21 protein-coding genes and 1 other RNA gene are annotated in these 23798 nt (G+C 65.4%); 10 read left to right on the top strand and 12 right to left on the bottom strand.

The window, feature by feature from the left end; translation table 11 throughout:
• Nucleotides 1–8: 8 nt before the first annotated feature.
• A complete protein-coding gene (locus JQ586_RS09090; protein WP_212394189.1) occupies nucleotides 9–1385 on the top strand; it encodes an AmpG family muropeptide MFS transporter in 1377 nt (458 codons plus the stop codon).
• Nucleotides 1386–1403: 18 nt separating this feature from the next.
• On the opposite strand, the gene JQ586_RS09085 is transcribed toward JQ586_RS09090, so the two are convergent.
• The 5 genes from JQ586_RS09085 to ffs all read right to left on the bottom strand — a co-directional run bounded on the left by JQ586_RS09085 (nucleotide 1404) and on the right by ffs (nucleotide 5067).
• Nucleotides 1404–1835: a hypothetical protein gene (locus JQ586_RS09085; RefSeq protein ID WP_212394188.1), complete on the bottom strand. Its 432-nt coding sequence runs from the start codon at nucleotides 1833–1835 to the stop codon at nucleotides 1404–1406.
• A gap of 140 nt (nucleotides 1836–1975) precedes the next feature.
• Nucleotides 1976–2581, bottom strand: a complete 606-nt coding sequence (gene recR / locus JQ586_RS09080) for a recombination mediator RecR (RefSeq protein ID WP_212394187.1) — start codon at nucleotides 2579–2581, stop codon at nucleotides 1976–1978.
• Nucleotides 2582–2902, bottom strand: a complete 321-nt coding sequence (locus JQ586_RS09075) for a YbaB/EbfC family nucleoid-associated protein (protein ID WP_212394186.1) — start codon at nucleotides 2900–2902, stop codon at nucleotides 2582–2584.
• 20 nt (nucleotides 2903–2922) lie between these two features.
• Entirely contained in the window at nucleotides 2923–4758 is a 1836-nt protein-coding gene (locus JQ586_RS09070; protein ID WP_212394185.1) for a DNA polymerase III subunit gamma/tau, read from the bottom strand.
• Between the two features lie 212 nt (nucleotides 4759–4970).
• An RNA gene (ffs, locus tag JQ586_RS09065) (signal recognition particle sRNA small type) lies at nucleotides 4971–5067 on the bottom strand.
• 97 nt (nucleotides 5068–5164) lie between these two features.
• On the opposite strand from ffs, the gene JQ586_RS09060 reads away from it, so the two are divergent.
• The 4 genes from JQ586_RS09060 to JQ586_RS09045 all read left to right on the top strand — a co-directional run bounded on the left by JQ586_RS09060 (nucleotide 5165) and on the right by JQ586_RS09045 (nucleotide 8146).
• The gene (locus JQ586_RS09060) at nucleotides 5165–5584 is read left to right on the top strand and encodes an HIT domain-containing protein (RefSeq protein WP_212394184.1); all 420 of its coding nucleotides are present in this window, start codon (nucleotides 5165–5167) and stop codon (nucleotides 5582–5584) included.
• Nucleotides 5585–5590: 6 nt separating this feature from the next.
• Nucleotides 5591–6541 carry an NAD(+) diphosphatase gene (gene nudC / locus JQ586_RS09055; protein WP_212394183.1) on the top strand — a complete coding sequence of 317 codons (951 nt, stop codon included), beginning with the start codon at nucleotides 5591–5593 and terminating at the stop codon, nucleotides 6539–6541.
• 79 nt (nucleotides 6542–6620) lie between these two features.
• The gene (locus JQ586_RS09050; protein WP_212394182.1) at nucleotides 6621–7568 is read left to right on the top strand and encodes a sugar kinase; all 948 of its coding nucleotides are present in this window, start codon (nucleotides 6621–6623) and stop codon (nucleotides 7566–7568) included.
• Nucleotides 7569–7645: 77 nt separating this feature from the next.
• The gene (locus tag JQ586_RS09045) at nucleotides 7646–8146 is read left to right on the top strand and encodes an Lrp/AsnC family transcriptional regulator (protein ID WP_024578797.1); all 501 of its coding nucleotides are present in this window, start codon (nucleotides 7646–7648) and stop codon (nucleotides 8144–8146) included.
• 151 nt (nucleotides 8147–8297) lie between these two features.
• Here JQ586_RS09045 and JQ586_RS09040 read toward each other — a convergent pair whose 3' ends face one another.
• The 5 genes from JQ586_RS09040 to JQ586_RS09020 form a co-directional block, all read right to left on the bottom strand.
• A complete protein-coding gene (locus JQ586_RS09040; RefSeq protein ID WP_212394181.1) occupies nucleotides 8298–9797 on the bottom strand; it encodes a phosphomannomutase/phosphoglucomutase in 1500 nt (499 codons plus the stop codon).
• A 167-nt stretch (nucleotides 9798–9964) separates the two neighbouring features.
• Nucleotides 9965–10477 carry a TIGR02281 family clan AA aspartic protease gene (locus JQ586_RS09035; protein WP_212394180.1) on the bottom strand — a complete coding sequence of 171 codons (513 nt, stop codon included), beginning with the start codon at nucleotides 10475–10477 and terminating at the stop codon, nucleotides 9965–9967.
• A 188-nt stretch (nucleotides 10478–10665) separates the two neighbouring features.
• Nucleotides 10666–12117 carry an NCS1 family nucleobase:cation symporter-1 gene (locus JQ586_RS09030; protein ID WP_212394179.1) on the bottom strand — a complete coding sequence of 484 codons (1452 nt, stop codon included), beginning with the start codon at nucleotides 12115–12117 and terminating at the stop codon, nucleotides 10666–10668.
• Between the two features lie 157 nt (nucleotides 12118–12274).
• Entirely contained in the window at nucleotides 12275–14743 is a 2469-nt protein-coding gene (gene hrpB / locus JQ586_RS09025; RefSeq protein ID WP_212394178.1) for an ATP-dependent helicase HrpB, read from the bottom strand.
• Between the two features lie 121 nt (nucleotides 14744–14864).
• Nucleotides 14865–16184, bottom strand: a complete 1320-nt coding sequence (locus JQ586_RS09020; protein WP_212394177.1) for a UDP-glucose/GDP-mannose dehydrogenase family protein — start codon at nucleotides 16182–16184, stop codon at nucleotides 14865–14867.
• 178 nt (nucleotides 16185–16362) lie between these two features.
• Here JQ586_RS09020 and JQ586_RS09015 point away from each other — a divergent pair, with 178 nt between their 5' ends.
• Nucleotides 16363–17430, top strand: a complete 1068-nt coding sequence (locus JQ586_RS09015) for an acyltransferase family protein (RefSeq protein WP_212394176.1) — start codon at nucleotides 16363–16365, stop codon at nucleotides 17428–17430.
• 301 nt (nucleotides 17431–17731) lie between these two features.
• Nucleotides 17732–18343 carry a sigma-70 family RNA polymerase sigma factor gene (locus tag JQ586_RS09010; RefSeq protein WP_212394175.1) on the top strand — a complete coding sequence of 204 codons (612 nt, stop codon included), beginning with the start codon at nucleotides 17732–17734 and terminating at the stop codon, nucleotides 18341–18343.
• 295 nt (nucleotides 18344–18638) lie between these two features.
• On the opposite strand, the gene JQ586_RS09005 is transcribed toward JQ586_RS09010, so the two are convergent.
• Nucleotides 18639–19568: a LysR substrate-binding domain-containing protein gene (locus JQ586_RS09005; RefSeq protein WP_212394174.1), complete on the bottom strand. Its 930-nt coding sequence runs from the start codon at nucleotides 19566–19568 to the stop codon at nucleotides 18639–18641.
• A 24-nt stretch (nucleotides 19569–19592) separates the two neighbouring features.
• Entirely contained in the window at nucleotides 19593–20909 is a 1317-nt protein-coding gene (locus tag JQ586_RS09000) for a dicarboxylate/amino acid:cation symporter (protein ID WP_212394173.1), read from the bottom strand.
• A gap of 324 nt (nucleotides 20910–21233) precedes the next feature.
• On the opposite strand from JQ586_RS09000, the gene JQ586_RS08995 reads away from it, so the two are divergent.
• The 3 genes from JQ586_RS08995 to JQ586_RS08985 are packed head-to-tail and all read left to right on the top strand — an operon-like array spanning nucleotide 21234 to nucleotide 23656.
• Nucleotides 21234–22376 (top strand): FAD-dependent monooxygenase, encoded by a 1143-nt coding sequence (locus JQ586_RS08995; protein WP_212394172.1) that lies wholly within the window; start codon nucleotides 21234–21236, stop codon nucleotides 22374–22376.
• Between the two features lie 22 nt (nucleotides 22377–22398).
• Nucleotides 22399–22797, top strand: coding sequence for a carboxymuconolactone decarboxylase family protein (locus tag JQ586_RS08990; RefSeq protein WP_212394171.1), 399 nt, complete (start codon nucleotides 22399–22401; stop codon nucleotides 22795–22797).
• A complete protein-coding gene (locus tag JQ586_RS08985) occupies nucleotides 22787–23656 on the top strand; it encodes an alpha/beta fold hydrolase (protein WP_212394170.1) in 870 nt (289 codons plus the stop codon). Before JQ586_RS08990 ends, JQ586_RS08985 begins: the two co-directional genes overlap by 11 nt.
• Nucleotides 23657–23798: the final 142 nt, after the last annotated feature.

Here is a 23798-nt window from a genome sequence, read left to right as displayed (position 1 = left end):
AACTGCCTATGACCGCACCTGACGCGACATCAGACGGGTCTGCCAAACCGGCCCCAACGCCATCAGCCATCTCCTGGCGCGACAGCCTGGCGGTGTACCTGCAGCCGCGCGTGCTGATCGTGCTGCTGCTGGGCTTCTCCTCGGGCCTGCCGCTGGCGCTGTCGGGCTCGACCTTGCAGATCTGGATGCGGGAGTCCGGGGTCGACCTCGGCGCGATCGGATTGCTCGCGCTGGTCGGCACGCCCTATACGCTGAAGTTCCTCTGGGCACCGCTGGTCGACGCGCTGCATGTGCCGCTGTTCACGCACATCTTCGGACGCCGCCGCGGCTGGCTGCTGTTCTCGCAGCTTCTCCTGATCGCCGCGATCCTGGTGCTGGCGATGGCCGATCCGGCGCGCTCGCCCGCCTTCGCCGCCCTTGCCGCGCTGCTGGTTGCGACGACGTCGTCGACGCAGGACATCGTGGTCGACGCCTTCCGCGTCGAGAGCCTGCCCGAAAGCGAGCAGGCCGCCGGCATGGCGTCCTATGTCGCGGCCTATCGGATCGGCATGCTGGTCTCGACTGCCGGCGCGCTGTTCATCGTCAGCGGCTTCGAATCCGCCGGGCTTGCACGCCCGTCGGCCTGGATGTGGGGCTATGTGGTGATGGCGGCGCTGATCCTGATCGGCACCATCACTGCGCTTGCCGCGACCGAGCCGGCGCAATCGAGCGGCGCCGAGGCAGCCACGCAGGCGCAGACTGCGCTCCAGCGCGTGCTGCACGCAGCCCTCGGCGCGTTCTCCGAATTCCTAAGCCGCAAGGATGCGTTCGCAGCGCTTGCCTTTGTCGTGCTGTTCAAGTTCACCGACGCGTTTTCCGGCACCATGACCGCGCCCTTCGTGATCGACATCGGCTTTTCCAAGGTCGACTACGCGGCGATCGTCAAGGGCGTCGGCCTTGCCGCGACCCTGATCGGCGGCTTTGCCGGCGGCTTCGTCGCACGGCGCTACTCGCTTGCGTCAAGCCTCTGGATCGGCGGCGTATTGCAGGCTATCGCCAACCTCTCGTTCTCCTGGCTCGCCCATGTCGGCATCAACCAGTGGGCGCTGGCGCTCGCCATCACGGCCGAGAACTTCACCAGCGCCATCGGCACCGTGATCTTCGTTGCCTACCTCTCGGCGCTGTGCCGCAACCCGCTGCACACCGCGACCCAATATGCGCTGCTGACCGCGCTCGCCGCGGTCGGCCGCACCTATCTGTCGTCAGGCGCGGGCTATGTGGCGAAGGCCGTGGGCTGGCAGGTGTTCTTCGTGATCTGTGTGCTGGTCGCGATCCCGAGCCTGATCCTGCTGACCTGGCTGCAACGGCGCGGGCATTTTGACGAACTGGGGCCGGTGCGGGTTTAGGCAAGCCCCCAGCAACCCCTACTTCGCAACCACGCTCCACTTCGTAACGATGGCTTCGCTCATCTGGCCGGCGTCCTGGGCACAGGCGATTTCGTCGACCTTCACCGAGATTTCCTTGCCGGCAAGGCTTCGAAGCTGTGCAGCCTGGGCCTCGCTGGTCGGAACCAGCTGGAAGGTTTCCGGGCCGGTCTCGAGATTGCAGAGGCCGTTCGGCGGCGGCAGGCGACGCGGCTCGCTGGTGATCTGATAGGTCGCCACGCGCTTGCCGCCCTTCTTGACGTCGCGCACGCGCAGGGTGCTGAGCTCCCCCGAGAGCACGTCACCGGCATTGATCAGCTTGCCCGGTTTGGAGGGCGCTTCGGTCGGCTGCGCGATCGCAGATGAAGCGGCGAGCGCGGCAAGGCCCAAAATCGCGAAGCCGAAGCGTACGCCGAATCGGTGTGAGGTCATGTTGCGTGATTCCGTATCTGATTCGCGAGCTGCGTGGATGACCGCCCCGGCCGCGTCATCCTTCCCTATCATGTTGTTTCGGCACGATCTTTTTTTGAACAGCGGTGACCGCCTTGCGATCCCGCCTCACGGGTCGTGCGCTAGAACAGCGTCCGCTGCCGCATCGCAGCCGATAGCGTACCTTCATCGAGATAATCAAGCTCGCCGCCGACGGGCACGCCATGCGCCAGCCGCGTTACCCGCACATTGGCCTCCGACAAGAGGTCGGTGATGTAATGCGCCGTGGTCTGGCCGTCGACCGTGGCGTTCAGCGCCAGGATGATCTCGCTGACTTCGCTCGCATGCGCGCGCGCCACCAGTTGATCGATGGTGAGGTCCTGCGGGCCGACACCGTCGAGCGGCGACAGCGTCGCACCCAGCACGTGATAGCGGCCATTGGTCGCATTGGCGCGTTCCAGCGCCCAGAGGTCGGCGACGTCTGCGACCACGACGATGATCGATGGATCGCGCCGCGGGTCGGTGCACACGGTGCAAGGGTTTTGCGTATCGATATTGCCGCAGGTCTTGCAGACCTGGATCTTGTCGATCGCGACCTGCAACGCCGAGGTCAACGGCGTCATCAGTGCCTCGCGCTTCTTGATCAGGTGCAGCGCCGCACGCCGCGCCGAGCGCGGGCCGAGACCCGGCAGCCGCGCCAGCAGCTGGATCAGGCGTTCGATCTCGGGGCCGGCAACGCTTGCAGCCATTTAGGTCAGACCAAGTCCCGGCGGCAGGCCGAGGCCGCCGGTCAGCGCCGCCATCTTCTCCTGCATCGCGGCCTCTGCCTTGCGGCGGGCGTCGCCATGCGCGGTGACGAGCAGATCCTCGAGCACCTCGCGCTCCTCCGGCTTCATCAGCGACGGATCGATCGTGATGCCTTTCACTTCCATCTTCGCGGTCATCCGCACCGCGACCAGGCCGCCGCCGGAAATGCCCTCGACCTCGACGTTGCCGAGTTCTTCCTGCATCGCCTGCATCTTGGATTGCAGCTGTGCCGCCTGTTTCATCATGCCAAGGAAATCAGCCATGGGTGTATCCTGTCATCAGATCAATCGTCGTCGCTATCGGGAGTTTCAATGGGGTCTTCGCCGGTGGCATCGGCTTCCGGCGGCTCGGCGGCCAGGCGGCGCACCTCGACCACCCGCGTGCCGGGAAACCGGGCCAGCACCTCCCGCACGCGCGGGTCGGACTCGGCAGCGCGTTGATGCTGGTTGCGCGCCAGTTCGTTCTGCGCGCGTACCGTCGGCTGGCCGGCCTCGTTGGAGATCACAACGGTCCAGCGCCGCCCGGTCCAGAGCTCGAGCTTGCGCGAGAGATCGGTGACGAGGCCGCGCGAGGCCTTCGGCTCGAGCGCGATCTCGAGCTGGCCGTCCTCGATGCGGACCAGCCGCACGTCGGTTTCCAGTGCGCCCTTGGTCATCAGGTCGCGCTTCTCGCCGGCGAGCGCGATGAGTTGCTGAAAGCTCGAGATCCGCAGCAACGGCGCGGCATCGGCCGCCGGCGAGGCCATCTGCGGACGCGCGGCGAGATCGGCGCGCGGCCCACCCTGCGGGGCACGAAGCGGCGCCGACGGCATCGTCGACATCGTCGATACCGGTGCGCTACGCGACGGCGATGAAGCGCCCGACGTCGCGGGCGCGGCGCCGCCGCCGTTCTGCTCGATCATCCGGATCACCTCGTCCGGCGTCGGCAGGTCGGCGACATAGGCGATCCGCACCAGCACCATCTCGGCGGCGGCCGCGGGCCGTGTCGCGATCTGCACCTCGGTGATGCCCTTGAACAGCATCTGCCACATCCGCGACAGCACGCGAAACGACAGCTTCGCCGCGAATTCGCGCGCGCGCACGCGCTCGGTCTCGCCGAACGCGACATTCTCCGCGGTCGCCGGGACCGCCTTCACGCGGGTGACGAAATTGACGAACTCGGCCAGGTCAGACAGCACCACGACCGGATCGGCACCGACGTCATATTGTGCGCGGAACTCGGCAAAGGCGCTGGCGATGTCGCCGCGCGCGAGCGAATCAAAGAGGTCGATGACGCGGGTGCGGTCGGCAAGGCCGAGCATCTGCCTGACCGCATCGGCCTTCACGTGACCCGCGGCGTGCGCAATCGCCTGGTCGAACAGCGACAGCGAATCGCGCACCGAGCCTTCGGCGGCCCGCGCGATGATGCCGAGCGCCTCCGGCTCGACCTCGACGCCCTCCTTCGCAGCGATATTGCCGAGGTGATTCATCAGCACGTCGGCCTCCACGCGGCGCAGGTCGAAGCGCTGGCAGCGCGACAGGACCGTGATCGGAACCTTGCGGATCTCGGTGGTGGCGAACACGAACTTGGCGTGCTCCGGCGGCTCCTCCAGCGTCTTCAGGAACGCGTTGAAGGCCGCGGTCGACAGCATGTGGACTTCGTCGATGATGTAGACCTTGTAGCGGGCGCTGGTCGGCGCATAGCGCACGCTGTCATTGATCTGGCGGACATCGTCGACGCCGGTGTGGGACGCCGCGTCCATCTCCAGCACATCCATGTGCCGGCTCTCCATGATCGCCTGGCAGTGCACGCCGAGGTCGGGCATGTGGATGGTCGGCCCCTTCACCGAGCCGTCCGGCTTCTCGTAGTTGAGGGCACGGGCAAGGATGCGGGCGGTGGTGGTCTTGCCGACCCCGCGCACGCCGGTCAGGATCCAGGCCTGCGGAATCCGTCCGGTCTCGAACGCATTCGAGACGGTCCGCACCATGGCCTCCTGGCCGATCAGGTCCTCGAAACTGGCGGGACGGTATTTGCGGGCGAGGACGCGATAGGGCTTGGCCGCTTCCGACGCGCTGCCAAGGTCGAAACCACCCTGGCTTGCGGCGTCGGGCTTATCGGAGGGGGCGCCAGCATCGTTCATGCGTCGATCCGCAACTTGATCTCTCCAGAGCGTTTTCCGCTCCGATGGAATCGGAGCGGAGCTCTGGATTCCTGTTTTGACGCGTTTTCTTTACGCGAACCGGTAGCCACTTCGCTCAAAAACGCTCCAGGCAGCCGGCGTGCGGATAGGAGCAAAAATCGAGCGCCGAACGCGGAGACCGCCGTTCCAGCGCGATTCGCTCGGAAAAACAGGTAGGAGACTGACGAGCGACCCGATCCGGACCTCGTTAGGGCTGCTTCCTTCCGGACCTGACCCGGTTGGCGAGTGGCTCGTCCACCGCCAATCTCCCGGCCTCTATTTGGGGCCAAAAGGCCCGGAAAGCAAGCGGCCTGACCGTGCTTTGTGGGACTTGTAAGGGAACAGGGAAAGGCATTACTTCCCCCTCATGCCTGCCTCCAACTGGTCGCTGCATTCGCAGCTCAAGAAAGACACCATCGACATCGGCGACCTGCCGCTGTGCAAGGTGCTGGTCATCAAGGACGCGCATTATCCCTGGCTGCTGCTGGTGCCGCGGCGCGACGGCGCCGTCGAGATCATCGACCTGGACGAAGTCGAGCAGGCGCAGCTGATGACGGAAACCTCCCGCGTGGCGCGCGCGCTGAAGGAGATCACCAGGTGTGACAAGCTGAACATCGCGGCGCTTGGCAATCTGGTCCCGCAGCTTCATGTCCACGTCATCGCCCGCCGCACGAGCGACGCTGCATGGCCGCGTCCCGTTTGGGGCGTGATGCCGCCGCTGGCGCACGACGCGGAGGAAGTGCAGAATTTCATCAACGCGCTGCGCCGCAAGATCTGGTTGGGTTGAATTTCAATGTCCGCATTCGACAAGTTTCCTCTCGGCCAGCCGGCCTTCGTCACCCACGTGCTCGACCGTGCCGCGCACCTGCGCACCAATGATGAGAAGCTGTTCACGCTCGAGGGCCATCGCGAGGCGCGCGCCTATGTCGTCTATCGCGACTCGCTGGTGGTGAAGCAGGAGGATGGCGTCGCCCGCGCGCTGCTTTCGCTCGAGGAGGCCCGCGGCTTCGGCGCCAATCCCGGCACGATCTTCCTGGGCCTGCGCGATGGCGCCCCGATCTTCGGCATGGGCATCGCGCCGCAGGCCGCGGAAAAGCTGGTCGGCCGCAGCGACGTCACGGTGACCGAATTGCGCGGCATGGCGATGCAGGGCGTGGTGCCGCCGGAGCAGCTGTCGGCGATCGCGATGGCGAAGTCGATGGTGACCTGGCATCAGCGCCACGGCTTCTGCCCGAACTGCGGCAGCCGCACCGCGATGAAGGACGGCGGCTGGAAGCGCGAATGCCCGGGCTGCAAGGCCGAGCATTTTCCGCGCACCGATCCGGTCGTGATCATGCTGGTCACCCACGGCGACAAGGTGCTGCTGGGCCGGCAGAAGCAGTTCCTGCCCGGCATGTATTCCTGCCTCGCGGGCTTCGTCGAAGCCGCCGAGACCATCGAGGACGCGGTCCGGCGGGAGATCTTCGAGGAGGCGGGCATCCGCTGCACCGACGTGAACTACTACATGACGCAACCCTGGCCGTATCCGTCGTCACTGATGATCGGGTGCACCGCGCGCGCCACCAATGAGGACATCGTGGTCGACCGCAGCGAGCTCGAGGATGCCCGCTGGTTCGACCGCGCGGAGGCGACCTTGATGCACAAGCGGCAGCATCCGGATGGCCTGGCCGGCCCGCACCCCTTCGCGATCGCCCATCATCTGCTCGGACGATGGGTGCATCATGGAGACCCCACGGGCAAATAACGGAACCGGACTTGATCCTGCCGATTAAATCTGGACACAGGTTCTGATCGATCAAGGAACCAGCATGACGGATTCCCGCATGAACTTTCAGACCGGCGCCCCCAAGATTGCCCCCCGCATCCTCTGCATCGGCCTGCCGGTGCGCGACCTCACCTTCCGCGTCAATGTGCCGGCGCGCGGCTCCAAGACGCATGCGACGCATTTCGCCGAGATCTGCGGCGGCAACGCGCTGAACGCGGCGATCGGCATTGTCCGGCTGGGCGGCCGCGCCTCGATGTGCGGGCCGATGGGCGATTCCCGGGAAACATCGAGCCGCTACATGTTCGACAAGCTCGCGGAAGAGGGCATCGAGACCAACCACCTGATCCACATGCCGAACCTGGTGACGCCGATCTCGGCGATCATGATCGATGACACCGGTGAGCGCACCATCGTCACCTTCCGCGATCCGGAGCTCTGGAAGGTGAAGCTGCCGCCGACCGACCTGTTGCTGGAGGATTGCGCGGCGATCCTGACCGAGAGCCGCTGCGCACCGTTCTGCACCGAATTGTGCGCCGAGGCCGTCCGGCGCGGCATTCCCGTGGTCGTCGACGTCGACCGCGCGATGTCGATGAGCGAGGGGCTGTTGACCGCCTCGTCCCACCTGGTCTTTTCCAGCGAGCCGCTGCAGGAGACCGCCGACGTCACCGACGATGCCCAGGCGCTGAGGAAGCTTGCCAAGATCACCCCGTCGTTCCTGGCCGGGACACGCGGGCCGATGGGCACGATCTGGCTCAATCCACAGGGCGGGCTGGAGGAGACCCCGGCCTTCCCGGTCCATACCGTGGACACGCTCGGCGCCGGCGACGTCTTCCATGGCGCGTTTGCGCTCGCGCTGACCGAGGGCCAGGAACTGCGGCAGGCGCTGCGCTTCGCCTCGGCCGCCGCGGCGCTGAAATGCACCCGCTACGGGGGTGCCTATGCTGCGCCGCAACGTGCTGAAGTTGAAGAGTTTTTGGACCAGCACGCCGCGGCGCCGCCGGCCTAGGCCGGCCAATGGCCCCTTGTCAGAGAAGATTTTTCTATATATGAGAGGTATCAACCTCTCATATGGAACTTTCTTCTATGACTGATGTCGCCATCCAGCTTCACGACAACAACCGCCGGCTCGACGCCATCGACCGCAAGATCCTGACGGTGCTCCAGGAAGACGCCTCCCTGTCGGTTGCCGAGATCGGTGACCGGGTCGGGCTGTCGTCGACGCCATGCTGGAAGCGCATCCAGCGACTGGAAGCGGACGGCGTGATCCTGCGCCGGGTGGCGCTGGTCGACCAGAACAAGATCGGGCTCGGGATATCCGTGTTCGTCTCGGTCGAGAGTGCCGACCATTCGGAAGCCTGGCTGCGCAAATTCGCCGACGCCGTCAGCGCCATGCCCGAGGTGATGGAGTTCTACCGGATGGCCGGCGATGTCGACTACATGCTGCGCGTCGTGGTCGCCGACATGCAGGCCTATGACGTGTTCTACAAGAAGCTGATCTCCGCAGTGCCGCTGAAGAACGTCACCTCGCGCTTCGCGATGGAGAAGATCAAGTCGGTGACGGCGCTGCCGGTGCCGGCGGCGTAAGGCCCGCAAGTGAAATAGTCCCAACTGTCTTCGCCCGGCATCGACCGGGCGGTCCAGTATTGCGGAGACCGCCGCAAAGACCCGATGGCTGCGGCGTACCGGATACCCTGCATGCGCGGGGTATGACAGCGGCGACGCGGCAGCCCGCCGCTCAGATCTTCTGGTTGTACTCGCCGACCTCGGGATGCGTGCGCAGCACGGAATCCATTGCCTCGAACATGTCGCGCATGCGCTGCTCGCTGACCGGGCTTTCGACCACGACCACGAGCTCGGGCTTGTTCGAGGACGCCCGCACCAGGCCCCAGCTGCCGTCCTCGACCGTGACCCGCACGCCGTTGACGGTGACGAGATCACGGATCTTCTGCCCTGCGACCTTGCCGTCCTTCTGCTGAAGCTGCTCGAAGTGCTTCACCACCGCATCGACCACGCCGTATTTCACCTCGTCCGCACAGTGCGGCGACATGGTCGGGGACGACCAGGTCTTGGGCAGCGCGTTCTTCAGGTCGGCCATCGACTTTCCGGGCGCACGGTCGAGCATCTCGCAGATCGCGATCGCCGAGACCAGGCCGTCGTCATAGCCGCGGCCGGACGGCTTGTTGAAGAAGAAGTGACCGGACTTCTCGAAGCCTGCCAGCGCGGCCAATTCGTTGGTGCGGCGCTTCATGTAGGAATGGCCGGTCTTCCAGTAGACAGTCTTCGCGCCCTGCTTTTGCAGCACGGGATCGGTCATGAACAATCCGGTCGACTTCACGTCGACGACGAACTGCGCGTCCTTGTGGATCGCCGACATGTCGCGCGCCAGCATCACGCCGACCTTGTCGGCGAAGATCTCCTCGCCGGTGTTGTCGACCACGCCGCAGCGGTCGCCGTCGCCGTCGAAGCCGAGGCCAACATCGGCCTTGTGCGCCAGCACCGCATCGCGGATCGCGTGCAGCATCTCCATGTCTTCGGGATTCGGATTATACTTCGGGAAGGTATGATCGAGCTCGGTGTCGAGCGGGATCACCTCGCAACCGATCGCCTCCAGCACCTGCGGTGCGAACGCGCCTGCGGTGCCGTTGCCGCACGCGGCCACGACCTTGAGCTTGCGCTTCAGCTTCGGCCGATTGGTGAGGTCGGCGATATAGCGCGCCGGATAGTTTTCGTGGAACTGGTAGGATCCGCCCGCCTTGTTCATGAACTCGGCGTTGAGCACGATCTGCTTCAGCCGCGTCATCTCGTCGGGGCCGAATGTGAGCGGACGGTTGGCGCCCATCTTCACGCCGGTCCAGCCATTGTCGTTGTGCGAGGCGGTGACCATCGCGACGCACGGCACGTCGAGATCGAACTGCGCAAAGTATGACATCGGGGTGACCGCAAGCCCGATGTCGTGCACCTTGCAGCCCGCCGCCATCAGGCCCGAGATCAGTGCATATTTGATCGAAGCCGAATAGCCGCGGAAATCGTGCCCGGTGACGATCTCCTGCCTGACGCCGAGCTCCGCGATCAGCGCGCCGAGCCCCATGCCCAGCGCCTGCACGCCCATCAGGTTGATTTCCTTATTGAACAGCCAGCGCGCGTCGTATTCGCGAAACCCGGTCGGCTTCACCATCGGCTCGGATTCGAAGGCATACGTATTCGGGACCAGCGCGGCTTTCGGCTTGGGGAACATAGATCGGCCTTATCGTCGGGTGCGGAAGGGTATCGCCGCAGCCTTAGCGAATGCAGGGCTTGGGCGAAAGATGAGAGTCAGGGCTGGTGGCCGATAATTACGGCAGAATTGGCGGTGACGACGTCACCCCAAGAGATCGGACCAAGGGATCGGAAACGGGCCGGGTCCTATTGCTCCAGCACCAGCTTGCCGTTGCTGTATTCGAAGCGCTTCAGCTTCGACAGGAAGGACAGGCCGAGCAGGTTTTCGGAAAGCGCTTCGTCCGGCAACACAAGCGCGTCGACATCGCGCACGACGAGGCCGCCGAGATCGATCATCGCGATACGGGTGGGGGCGGCCTTGATGGTGCCGTTGGCGGTGGAGACGCGCGAGGTGTAGTCGCCGGGCACCGGACGCACACCAAAGCGGGCGGCGGACCTCTCGTTCAGCGCAACCACCGAGGCGCCGGTGTCGACCATGAAGTCGATTCGCTGGCCGTCGATGCGGCCATCGGTCAGGAAGTGCCCGCGCGGATCGCGGGAGATGCTCAGCGTGCGGCCGCTGGCCTGGGCCACGGTCACTGCGGGCGCCGAGGTCTGCCGTGCGGTGGTCGCGGCAGCCGGCGTCATCTTGCTGGCGAGCTGGGCCATGCCGGTGCCAAGCCCGATCAGGATGGCCGCGAAAATCATCAGGTTACGCATGACGCCACACTCGGAAAACCGAAAACGCAATTTGACCACGCCGCAGGTCCAGCGGCGAGCAAGGCCGCGGGCGCGAGCCCGCCATTTTCGCGAAAAGGATGAGCGAAGAGTTAATGGGGACCCGCGAGAACGCAGATTTGGGAGTCGAGCGGCGTCGGCTCCTCCATGATCAGCGCTTCGCGATGGCCTCAGGCGGTCCTTGCGACCGGGCTCGGCATAACGACGCGCAGCACATAGTACACCGCGCCCGCGATGCCGACTCCGAAGAACCAGCCGTACACCGCCCACCAGGACGGCAGCAGCGAGGTGAAGTTCGGCAGGATCGACGAGAACAGCGCGCCGATGGCAGCAGCGACGAGAGCGCTGACGTTCCAGCCGTTCTGGAAGCGGTATTCGCCGTCCTCCTGGTAGAGCGCCGGCACATTCACTCTGCCCTTCGCGATCAGATAGTAGTCGACCATCATGATGCCGAAGATCGGCCCCATGGTCGCGCCGATCAGCCCGACGAACGAGGCCGCGCTGCCTTCCCACGGCGCGAACGGATACAGCACCAGCGCGATCAGCGCGGCGATATAGCCGCCCTTCTTGAAGTCGATATGCCGCGGGAACACGTTCGAGAAATCGAACGCCGGCGAGACGAAATTGGCGACAACGTTGATGCCGAGCGTTGCCACCGCAAAGGTCACCGCGGCGAGCAGCGCCAGGAACCAGCTGTCGAACTTGGCCGAGATCTGGTCGGGATGCAGCAGCACCTCGTGATAGACGTTGAACGCCGCGATCGTGGTGACGCCGGCGACCAGCGAGAACAGGATCAGGTTGACCGGCAGGCCCCAGATATTGCCCTTGCGCAGCGCGGTGACGTCGGGCGCATAGCGCGAGAAGTCGCAGAAATTGAGATAGAGCGCCGCGAAATAGGTGATCCAGGTCGCGGCGACCGCGCACAGCGCCGGGAACGTGCCGGGCTCGCCCGGAACGCCGGCATCCTTGGTCTTCTCCAAAAGCACATCCTGCGGGATCGGCGCGGTCAGCGAGATGCCGCCGGCGGCGACGCAGAGATAGATCGCGAGGATCAGCATCATCAGCCACACGGCAGGCCCCGCCCAGTCCTGGAAGCGGCGCACCGTCTCCATGCCGCGCTGGATGATCAGGAGCTGCAGTGCCCAGATCACCACGAAGCAGATCACCTCGAGCGTGGAATGCCCGAGGACATGAGAGGACTGGTGGAAGGCCTTGAAGCTGTCGATCCGGGTCAGCAGCGCGACGATCGCGCCCGAGGCGGCCGCGGTCTGCGCCCCATACCAGAAGCAGGCGACGATCGCGCGCACCAGCGCCGGAATGTTGGCGCCCCAGACGCCGAACGAGGCGCGCGCCAGCACCGGATAGGGCACGCCGGTCCTCACCCCGGCATTGCCGATCAGGCTCATCAGCACGAAGATCACGAGCGAGCCGACGCCGATCGCGAGGATGAAATTGACGAAGCTGCCGCAGAGCAGGAACAGGCTGGCGGCGAGGTAGTAGCCCCACAGGCTGTGAACGTCCGAAGTCCAGACGTTGAAGATGCTGAAGGCACCCCAGTTGCGTTCCTTGGCCGGTGCCAGATCCTCGTTGTAAAGCGACGGCGATGCGTTCTTGATCTCCAAGGCAGCCTCCCCAAAGTGCGCGCCCGTGATCGCGGGGGAGAAATCTAACCACTCTTTGCGAACGGTCGCCAGCGCAACCGATCGGGAACCATCCGCAAGATGTGGAAACCGGTCTCCCGACACGAAAAGCACGAGGCGCAGTGGGAAGAGCGCAGGGCTAGGTGCCGCGCGGCTTCACACGCCGCGTCGGCATCGCGCTGGCGGGATCCTCCGGCCAGGGATGGCGCGGATAACGGCCGCGCAAGTCGGAACGGACAGCCGCGTAGCTGCCGCGCCAGAACCCCGGCAGATCGCGCGTCACCTGCACCGGCCGCTGTGCCGGCGACAGCAGTTCCAGCACCAGTGGCACCGCGCCCCTGGCGATCGATGGATGGGTGTTGAGGCCGAACAGTTCCTGCAGCCGCACCGCGATGGTCGGCCCCTGCTCGGCCTCGTAGTCGATCGCGAGCTGGGTGCCGGTCGGCGCCTCGAAATGCGTCGGCGCCTCGCGGTCGAGCCGCGCGCGCAATTCCCAGGGCAACAACGACATCAGCGCATCCGACAGGTCGCCGGCGGATACGTCCTTGAGCGCGGTCTTGTCGTAGAGCGCGGGCACCAGCCAGTCGTCGGCACGTGCGGCAAGCGCATCGTCGGTGAGATCAGGCCAGCTCTCGCCCTCGGCCTTGCGCAGGAACATGACGCGGTCGCGCCACTGCTTCGCCTGTTTCGACCAGGGCAGCCGGTCGAGGCCGATGGCGATCAGGCCGTCGGCGAGGATCCGCGCGGTCCCGGCCGACGGCGACAGCGGCATCGGCGCTTCCGACAGCGTCATCGCGTGCAGCGAGCGCCGGCGCCGCGCGCGCAATGCCAGGGCGCCGCGGTCGAACGTCACCTCTTCCACGGTCTCGATCTGATCGGCGAAGCGCTGCTCGATCTCCTCCAGCGCGATCGGGGCCGCCAGCAGGATGCGGCCGCTCGCCGCCGTGCCGGTCAATTCGGCGACGGCAATATAGGGCGTGCGCGCCAGGCCCGCGGTCTGCTCCACGGCCGCGCCGCGGCCATTGGCGAGCACGAAGCTGCCATTGCCACGGTTCTTCGCCACGCGATCGGGAAACGCGAAAGCCAGCATGACGCCGGTCGAGAGCGCCTTCTGTTCGGCGCCACGCGTCTCCACCTGTGCCGCCCAGCGTTGCGCCATGCTGCGTGCGCTCGACGCCCGCTGCGACCGGTCGCGACGGAACTGATCGAGCCTGGCATCGAGATCGACACTATCGCCGCCTAGCCCGCGCTCGGTCAGGATGGCGGCGATGTCGGCCGCCTCCTCGGCCGCACCGAAGCGCCCGGAATCCACGATCATGCGCGCTAGCCGCGGCGGCAGCGCCAGCGCGCGCAGGCTCTGGCCCTCCGCAGTGATGCGGCCGTCGCCATCGAGCGCGCCGAGCTCGCTCAGAAGCGACCTGGCTTCCTTCCAGGCCGGCGTCGGCGGCGGATCGAGGAACGCCAGCCCTGTGGGCTCGCCGACGCCCCATTGCGCGAGATCGAGCACCAGCGAGGACAGGTCGGCGGAGAGGATTTCGGGGGCGGTGTAGGCCGGCAGCGACGCCGTCTGCGGCTCGTCCCAGAGCCGGTAGCAGACCCCCGGCTCGACGCGGCCGGCACGGCCGCGCCGCTGGTCGACCGCAGCGCGCGAGGCGCGCACGGTCTCCAGCCGGGTCAGCGCAATATCCGGCTCGTAGCGTGGTACGCGCGCCAGTCCGGAATCGACCACGATGCGCACACCCTCGATGGTCAGCGAGGTCTCGGCGATCGAGGTCGCCAGCACCACCTTGCGGATCCCCTTCGGCGCCGGTGCGATCGCGCGGTCCTGCACGCCGGCGTCGAGCGCGCCGAACAGAGGCACGATCTCGACCGCCGGATCCTGCACGCGCTCGGTCAGGAAACCCTGCGTGCGCCGGATTTCCGCCGCACCCGGCAGGAACGCCAGCACCGAGCCGGAATCGGCACGCAGCGCGGTCGCAATGGTGTCGGCCATCTGCCGCTCCACCGGCACGTCGCTCTTGCGGCCGACATAACGGGTCTCGACCGGAAAGGCGCGTCCCTCGCTTTCGACCACCGGCGCGTCGCCGAGCAGCCGTGCGACGCGCGCGCCGTCGAGGGTCGCCGACATCACGAGGATGCGCAAATCCTCGCGCAGGCCGGTCTGCGCATCGCGCGCCAGCGCCAGCCCGAGATCGGCGTCGAGCGAGCGTTCGTGGAATTCGTCGAACAGGACCGCGGCGACGCCGTTGAGCTCGGGATCGTCGAGGATCTGCCGCGCGAAGATGCCTTCGGTCACGACCTCGATTCGCGTCGCGCGCGACACCTTCGAGCCGAAGCGCACTCGGTAGCCGACCGTCTCGCCGGCGCGCTCGCCCAGCGTCTTCGCCATCCGCTCGGCGCTGGCGCGCGCAGCGATACGGCGCGGCTCCAGCACGATGATCTTCCTGGACCTGGCCCAGGGCGCATCCAGCAGCGCCAGCGGTACCCGCGTGGTCTTGCCGGCGCCGGGCGGCGCCACCAGCACCGCGGCGTTATGGCCCTCGAGCGTGCGGTCGAGATCGTCGAGCACGGCGTCGATCGGCAGGGGCGTGTCAAAATTCCGAGGCAATCCCAATGATCCGTCATCACCCGGCGAAAGCGGGTGATCCAGTAAGCACCGTCACGTCCGGTTGCAAAGACCGGGAGTACCGGATACCCCGCCTTCGCGGGGTATGACAGCGGTATCGGGGCTACGTCCGCTGCAGCGGCGGGCGGCCGACGCTCTCATAGGCAAAGCCGTGTGCGACCATGTCCTCGGGACGGTAGATGTTGCGCAGGTCGATCACGACCGGCTGCTTCAGCTCCGCCTTCAGCCGCTCGAGGTCGAGCGTACGGTACTGCACCCATTCGGTGACCACGACCATGGCGTCCGCGCCCTTCACGCAGGCATACGGATCGTCGCAATACTCGATGTCGGGCAGCTCCTTGCGGGCCTGCTCCATGCCGACCGGATCATGCGCGCGCACCCTGGCGCCCAGGTCGAGCAGGCCGGTGATCAGCGGGATCGACGGCGCCTCGCGCATGTCGTCGGTGTCGGGCTTGAAGGTCAGGCCGAGCACCGCGATGGTCTTGCCGCGCAGGTTGCCGCCGGAGAGGCTCGCGACCTTGCGCGCCATCGCGCGCTTGCGGTTGTCGTTGACGCCGAGCACCGCCTCGACGACGCGAAGCTGCACGTCATAGTCCTGCGCGATCTTGATCAGCGCGCGGGTGTCCTTCGGAAAGCAGGAGCCGCCGAAGCCCGGCCCGGCATGAAGGAATTTCGAGCCGATGCGGTTGTCGAGGCCGATGCCGCGCGCAACCTCCTGCACGTCGGCGCCGACCTTTTCCGACAAATCCGCGATCTCGTTGATGAAGGTGATCTTGGTCGCGAGGAAGGCGTTGGCGGCGTATTTGATCAGCTCGGCGGTGCGCCGCGCGGTGTACATCAACGGCGCCTGGTTGAGCGACAGCGGCCGATAGATATCGCCAAGCACCTTGCGCCCGCGCTCATCAGACGTGCCGACCACGATGCGGTCGGGGAATTTGAAGTCGCGGATCGCCGCGCCCTCGCGCAGGAATTCCGGATTGGAGGCGACCACGACGTCGGCCGCGGGATTGGTCTCGTGGATCAACCGTTCGACCTCGTCGCCGGTGCCGACCGGTACGGTCGACTTGGTGACGACGACGGTGAAGCCCTTGAGGGCCGCGGCGATCTCGCGCGCGGCGCCATAGACATAGGTGAGGTCGGCATGGCCGTCGCCACGCCGCGACGGCGTGCCGACCGCGATGAACACCGCATCGGCCTGCGCGACCGGTGCGGCCAGATCGGTGGTGAATTCAAGCCGCTTGGCCTTCACGTTGGACGCGACCAGCGCATCGAGACCGGGCTCGAAGATCGGGATCTCACCACGATGCAGCGCGGCGATCTTGCCGGCATCCTTGTCCACGCAGGTCACGTGGTGACCGAAATCCGAAAAGCAGGCGCCCGACACCAGCCCCACATAACCCGTGCCAATCATGGCAATCCGCATGAAACAACCCGCTTCCTGATGGTTAATGATCCCCGGGATTCGTGCGCCTCTTAGAACATTTGCCGGCCAAGGGAAACGTGGAAAAGCGCGTCCGCCGCGGCATGTCATTTGTATGAATAAAGGAGAAAGCAACCGATCCGGCCGATGATGCACCCGATCCGGCCGAAACAGGACAAAGATGACCGCAAACGGCACACCAGCCCTGACAGATCGTTCCCCCGGGAACACAAGCGCGCGCGTCGACTGGGTCGACTATGCCAAGGGCATCTGCATCGTCATGGTCGTGATGATGCATTCGGTGCTTGGCGTCGAGAAGGCCGTCGACCAGACCGGCTTCATGCATTACGTCGTGATGTTCGCAAGGCCGTTCCGGATGCCGGATTTCTTCCTGATTTCCGGTCTCTTCCTCTCGGTCGTGATCGACCGCGACTGGCGCACCTATCTCGACCGCAAGGTGGTGCACTTCACGTATTTCTATCTGCTGTGGGTGACGATCCAGTTCGGCTTCAAGGCGCCGTCGCTGGCCGCTGAATCGAGTTGGAGCGAGGTCGGACTGCTTTATCTCGAATCCTTCATCGAGCCGTTCGGCACGTTGTGGTTCATCTACCTGTTGCCGATATTCTTTGTCTTCACGAAACTGACACGCAACCTTCACCCCGTCGTCATCTGGCTGTTCGCAGCCACGCTCGAGACGATGCATGTTGCCACCGGCTGGACCGCGATCGACGAGTTCTGCGCGCGCTTCGTGTATTTCTTCACCGGCTACATCCTCGCCGACTACATCTTTGCGCTGTCCGACCGCGCGCGGGCGCGGCCGCTGCTGGCGCTGGTCGGACTCGGGCTGTGGGCGATGGTGAATGGCGGCCTGGTCTCGCTTGAGGTGAGCGAGTGGCCGATCATCTCGCTGGCGCTCGGCCTTGCCGGCGCCTGCGCGATCATCGTGATCGGCACGCTGCTGGCTCGCGCGCATTGGCTCAACTTTCTGCGCTTCTGCGGCGAGCATTCGATCGTGATCTATCTGGCGTTTTTCCTGCCGATGGCCGCGGCGCGGACCATCCTGCTGCGGCTGGACGTGATCCACGACATCGGTCTGGTTTCGCTGCTCGTGACCGCAATCGGTGTCGCCGGTTCGTTGCTGATCTGGCGGCTGGCGCTGGCGGCTCAGGCCAGTTTCCTGTTCGAACGGCCTGACGCATTCTGGATTGCCCCGAAAAAGGCAGCGCCCAAGCTGCAGGCGGCGGAATAGGTCTTGCTGCAGTGCTTTCGAGGGAAGTGGATACCGGTTCGCGTCAGGAAGGCGCGTCAAAACCCAGCGCAAAAAGCCACGGCCGGATTGGTTCCAAGCAGGGCGAATAAGGCAATTCAAAATTTCCGCATATTGAAATTATTGGATTTTTTTCCCTGAATGTTTCGTCGCAGAGCGGGCGACGAAACAATTCGCCCGGTCACGAAACCATTTTCCCCTTTTCGCGCAGACATCCGGAAACGGGGGCTAACTAACAATTCTCCTAACGAAACGCCGCCGAACGGCGAACTGGGAGCCCGTCATGCCGAACGTCATCGCCATCAACGCCGCAGCCAAAAAGCACATTGCCGCTGCCCGCGCGACCTCGGATGAAATGCTGCTCGGGAGTATCGCGACGGGTGACCGTACCGCGATGCACACTCTTTATGCCCGCCATAACGTCAGGGTCTACCGTTTCGTGCTGCGCATGGTGCGCGACACCACCATGGCGGAAGATCTGGTCAGCCAGGTGTTCCTGGACGTCTGGCGGACCGCCGCCCAGTTTGAGGGTCGGTCGCAGGTGTCGACCTGGCTGCTGTCGATCGCCCGCTTCAAGGCGCTGACCGCGCTGCGCCAGCGCAAGCACGAGGATATCGACCAGGAGGACGTGCTGGAGATCGCCGACGGCGCCGATACGCCGGAAGCTTCGCTGGACCGCGCCACCACCAGCGAGATCCTGCGCGCCTGCGTCGCCAAACTGTCGCCGGCGCACCGCGAGATCATCAACCTCGTCTACTACCACGAGAAGTCGGTCGAAGAGGCCGGGCTGATCATCGGCATTCCGCAGAGCACGGTTAAGACCCGCATGTTCTATGCCCGCAAGCAGCTCGCCGACCTCCTCAAGGGCGCCGGCGTGGACAGCGTCGCTGCGTAAACTACAGTAATTTCAATGTCTTGATCAGAATTATAGCAATCCAGGCCAATCGTACGCGAAGCCAAAAACATCAGGCGACGAAACAATTGAAACAGAGCACGACATCACCTGGAAAGACTTGCCCGTTACATCAGTAGTCATCGGTTTCCAAACCTCCCAAGTGAGACCTCCGACGACCCGGCCGGGATGCCCCCCAGCCGGGTCGCTCTATTTTGGGCGCGCCGTCGGGTCGATCGGGATTTGATGACCGCGACGCGGCGCGTCTGCCAATAGGCGACGGGTTGGCCGCCCGAACCTAGAAGGTCCAGCCCTTCGAAGTGGCCCAGTCCAACATGAATTGCTCGGTCTCGCGGCCGGCGTCGGCGAGCCAGGCGGTGAAGTCGGCGATGGTCGCGGCGCTTTCGTTGTCGGAGAGATAAAATGAACGGTATTCGCGCTTGCGCAGGCCGAGATCGCCGAACGGCAGGCAAAGCTGGCCGGCCATGAGCTCGTCGATCACAAGGAACAGTGGAAACAACCCGATGCCCATGCGCTCCAGCGTCGCCTGCAGCGCGAAGAACATCTGCTCGAACCGCAGCGTCTCCTGATCTGCACTCATCTCGCCACCGGCCTGGGCGAGCCAGCGCGGCCAGTCGTACGGCTCGGTCAGGTAGGTGATGAGGGTGTGATGCCGCAGGTCGTCGGGGGTTGCGAGCCGCCCGCGTGTCAGCAGGTCGACATGACAGACCGGCGCAATCAGCTCGGTCATGAAGGGCTGCGACATCCAGCCGACCGGCTCGCCGACATTGCCCCGGATCGCGACGTCGAACGAGCGGTCGTTGACGTTCAGCGGTCCGATCGAGGTGAGCAGCCGCAGTTCGGCATCGGGCCGCATGCGCTGGAACGACGAGATGCGGCGGATCAGCCAGCGCATCGCGAAGGTCGGCGGCGCGCTGACGCGTAGCACCGACGGCGAGCCGTACTGCTTCATGTCCATGGAGGCGAGTGCAAGACGATCGAGGATCGCCGTGACCTCGCGATAGTAGATTTGCCCGGCGGCGGTCAGCGTCAGCTGCGAGGGAGCGCGACGGAACAGCTTGACGCCGAACCACTCCTCGAGCAGCGCGACCTGGCGGCTCACTGCGCCATGGGTGACGAGCAGCTCTTCAGCGGCCTTGGTGAAACTCACATGCCGCGCGGCCGCTTCGAATGTTCGCACCGCGTTGAGCGGTGGCAACTTTCTCATGGTCGTGTCGCGTCTCCGGAAGGGTCAGGACGATACCGTGAAGGCGTCGGGATTGTCGAGAGCACGGGCGAATTGTGTGCGGTCGAGGTCGCCCTCCCAGCGCGACACCACGACGGTCGCGACCGCCGTGCCGATGAAGTTGGTTAGCGCACGCGCCTCGGACATGAAGCGGTCGACACCGAGCAGCAGCGCGATGCTCGCCACGGGAACATGGCCGATCGAGCCCAGCGTGGCGGCAAGCACGATGAATCCGCTGCCCGGCACGGCGGCTGCGCCCTTCGACGTCAACAGGCAGACCACGACGAGACCGATCTGCTGGACGAGCGACATTGGCGTGTCGGTAGCCTGTGCGAGAAATACGCCGGCCATGGTCAGGTAGATGCAGGTGCCGTCGAGATTGAAAGTGTAGCCGGTCGGGATCACGAGGCCGACGGTGGATTCCGCACAGCCGGCAGCCTTCATCTTGTCGATGAAGCGCGGCATCACCGATTCCGAACCCGACAATCCGAACACCAGCAGCAGCTCTTCCCGGAGATAGCGGATCAGCTTGAAGATGCTGAAGCCCGCGAGGCGCGACACGATGCCAAGCCCGACGATCACGAACAGCAGGCACGTGAGGTAGAAGACGAGCATGAAATGCGACAGCGCGACGATCGAGCCGGCACCATATTTGCCGATGGTGAAGGCCATGGCGCCGAACGCGCCGATCGGGGCGATCCGCATGATCATGCCGATCAGGATGAAGAGGATCTTCGAGAGTTTCTCGATCGCCCGCAGCACAGGCTTCCCGTTCTCGCCAAAGCGCTGCAGGGCGATCCCGAACAGCACGGCGAAGAAGAGTACTTGCAGCGTGTCGCCGCTGGTGAACGCGCTGCCGACGGTCGCCGGGATCACGTTCATCAGAAAGCCGACGACGGACTGGTCATGCGACTGTGTGACGTAGGAGGCGACAAGGCGGGAATCGAGCGAGTCCGGCGATACGTGCATGCCGGCGCCGGGGCGCGCCAGATTGATGATGACCAGGCCGAGGATCAGCGCCGCAGTGGTCGCGACCTCGAAATAGATCAGGGTCTTCAGCCCGATGCGCCCGGCCTTGCGCATGTCACCAAGGCTCGCAATGCCGTGCACCACTGTGAGGAAGACGATCGGTGCGATCGCCATCTTGATCATCTTGATCAGGGCGTCGCCGAGTGGCTTCAGTGCGGCGCCGACCTCCGGCCAGAGGTAGCCCACGAGCGCGCCCAGCACGATGCCGATCAGCACCTGCACGTAGAGACGCGCGTGCCAGGGCGTCGCCGCAGCCTCGAGACGGGTGGCGCCGTCATTGGTGATCGTGGACATGGGCGTCGATCCTCTGAAGTTCTGATGTTGGCCGCGCGGGAAGCATCGTCTGCAGACACGCCGAAGCAGCAGCGCCGGAACGTTGGCGGGCGATCGCGAGAAGCGCAAACGAGTTAAGCTCGGGCAGCGTGACCTCAGCTCACAGGCCCGACGACTGTCCGATCCCGCTGCGATGCTGGCGCGGGCGCCCCTCGCTGGTCGCGCCGGGCGCGCGTGAGCCCACGTCACGCTCCGTCAGCATTACTCGTTTGCGGGCACGTCCGGCTTTGAACGACAAAGGCAGGGAAGCCGGTCGTCAGCCGGCGCAAGCGACGAGGAGCGACAATGAGCAGACTTTCGGTGGCAGTGATCGGTGCTGGCATGGGCGGACTGGCCTCCGCCGCGGCGCTGACCCGCGCGGGGGTTGACGTGACGGTGTACGAACAGGCCCAGCGCTTCACCCGGCTGGGCGCCGGCATCCAGATCGGCTGCAACGCCATGAAGGTGATGCGGGCGTGGGGTCTGGAGCCGGTGCTGCGCCGCGAGGCCTTCTATCCGCGCTCCTGGAACAACAAGGAATACCATACCGGCGAGGTGCGCTTCGACATGGTGTTCGGCGCCTCGGCGGAAGAGCGCTATGGCGCGCCCTATCTCCTCGGGCATCGCGGGGATCTGCATACGGCGCTCGCCCGCGCGGTGCCGGCAGACCTCGTTCGCCTCGACCACAAGCTGGCCGCGATCGAACAGCGCGCGGACCGCTCCGTCGCGCTGACCTTCGCCAACGGGCACACCACGACGGTCGACGCCGTCGTGGCCGCAGACGGGGTGCATTCCCTCGTCAAGGAACGGCTGTTCGGCCGCGACGAGCCCAACTTCACCGGCCGTATCGCCTATCGCACGGTATTCCCTGCGGCGCTGCTCAACGGCTATCCGATCGACGACTGCACCAAATGGTGGGGGCCGGATCGCCACATCGTCATCTATTACGTCAAGCCCGACCGTAGCGAGGTCTACTTCGTCACGAGCCAGCCGGAGCCGGGATTCACCGTGGAATCATGGTCGGCCACTGGCGACGTGCGCGAACTGCGCAAGGCGTTCGAAGACTTCCATCCCCAGGTCCGCCACGTGCTCGAGGCCTGCCCGTCGGTCCACAAATGGGCGCTGGTCGACCGCGATCCGCTGTCACGCTGGAGCGACGGCAACATCACGCTGCTCGGTGACGCCTGCCATCCGATGACGCCCTACATGGCGCAAGGCGCGGCGATGGCGATCGAGGATGCCGCCGTGCTGTCGCGCTGCCTCGCCGGCGTTGATCGCGATGGCGTCTCCGACGCATTCCGACGCTTCGAGGCAACGCGCAAGCCCAGAACCTCGCGTGTGCAATCGAGCTCACGGACCAACACCTGGCTCAAGAACCCGACCGATCCGGACTGGGTCTACGGCTACGACGCGTGGAACGCGCCGATCGCAGAGCCGGCGATGGCCTGACCGCAATCAACAGGAGACGATGATGACCGACGCCAATCCCCGCGGCGAGAAGTTCGAGCGCGGCCTGCAGACCCGCCGCACCGTGCTCGGCGACGCCTATGTCGAGCGTTCGCTCAAGGCGGCTGACGATTTCAACTGGCCGATCCAGAAGCTCGCGACCGAGTATTGCTGGGACGAAATCTGGAATCGCCCGGACCTCGACAAGCGCAGCCGCAGCCTGCTCAACCTCGGCATGATCGCGGCACTCAACCGGCCGCACGAGCTCAAGGTGCATATCCGCGGCGCACTCAACAACGGACTGAGCAAGGCTGAGCTCCGCGAGGTCTTCCTGCAGATCGCGGTCTATTGCGGCATGCCCGCCGGGCTCGACAGCTTCCGCATCGCCAGGGACGTGTTCATGGAGATGGGCCTTGTCGACTGAAACGGCGCCGATCGAGACCGCCGAATGGCAAGGCTTTGTCCGGCACGATGTGCAGGGCAAGGCCGGGCGGCTCAGCGTCCGTGTCGGCGGCCCCGGGCGCGGCGCGCCGGTGCTGCTCTGCCACTCGATCCTGACCAGCAGCGCGATCTGGCATCGTCAGGCGATCGCACTGGCCGCCCGCGGCTATCGCGTGCTCGCACTCGACAGCCGCGGGCATGGACAATCCGAGGCGCCGCACGGCCCCTACGCCATGGATGATCTGGTGGAGGATGCGGTCAGGGTGCTGGATCACTTCCGCATCGCAGGGACTCACGTGATCGGCGTCTCCCAGGGCGGCATGGCGGCGTTCGGCCTCGGCGTGCGCCATCCCGACCGCATTCTCAGCCTGTGCGTGATCGCCGCACGAGCCGATGCGCCGCCACCCTTCGCGGCCGCATGGGATGACCGGATTGCGCTGGTGCGCGAGCAAGGGATTGCGCCGCTGGCGGTCCCAACCGCCGAGCGCTGGTTCGGTCGCGCCTTTCTCGAGACCCATCCGGCAATCACCGCGACATTGCTTGATTGCGTCAACGAGACTGATCCCAACGGATTCATCGGTTGTGCCCGCGCCATCCAGGGGCTCGCCTATCTCGACGGCGTGACGAAGCTGCAGGTGCAGCTGACGCTGATTGTGGGCGCAATGGATCAGTTGCTGGTGCAGCCGATGACCGACCTCGCGACAACGCTCAACTGTCGGCTGGCATTCATTCCCGACGCCGGACACTTGCCCCAGGTCGATCACCCGGACGAGGTCGACGCCGAGATCGACCGCCATCTGCGCGAGGTCGCCCGCTCCGCCTCCGTGAGGCCGGCGGTCTAGGGAGGCGGTCGCACTGGCCCTGCAAGGCCCGCGTCACAAGCGATCCGGTTCGCGTGATGCCAAACGTGATTCACCTCACACAGACGTGACATTGCCCATTCCGGTTCGCCGTAACGACCGGGCGGCCTCGGCGAAGAATCGG

Source organism: Bradyrhizobium jicamae, assembly GCF_018130215.1.
Taxonomy (GTDB): Bacteria; Pseudomonadota; Alphaproteobacteria; order Rhizobiales; family Xanthobacteraceae; genus Bradyrhizobium; species Bradyrhizobium jicamae_A.
Note: the sequence above shows the minus strand (reverse complement) of the source record. Positions and strands in the feature narration are given on the sequence as shown.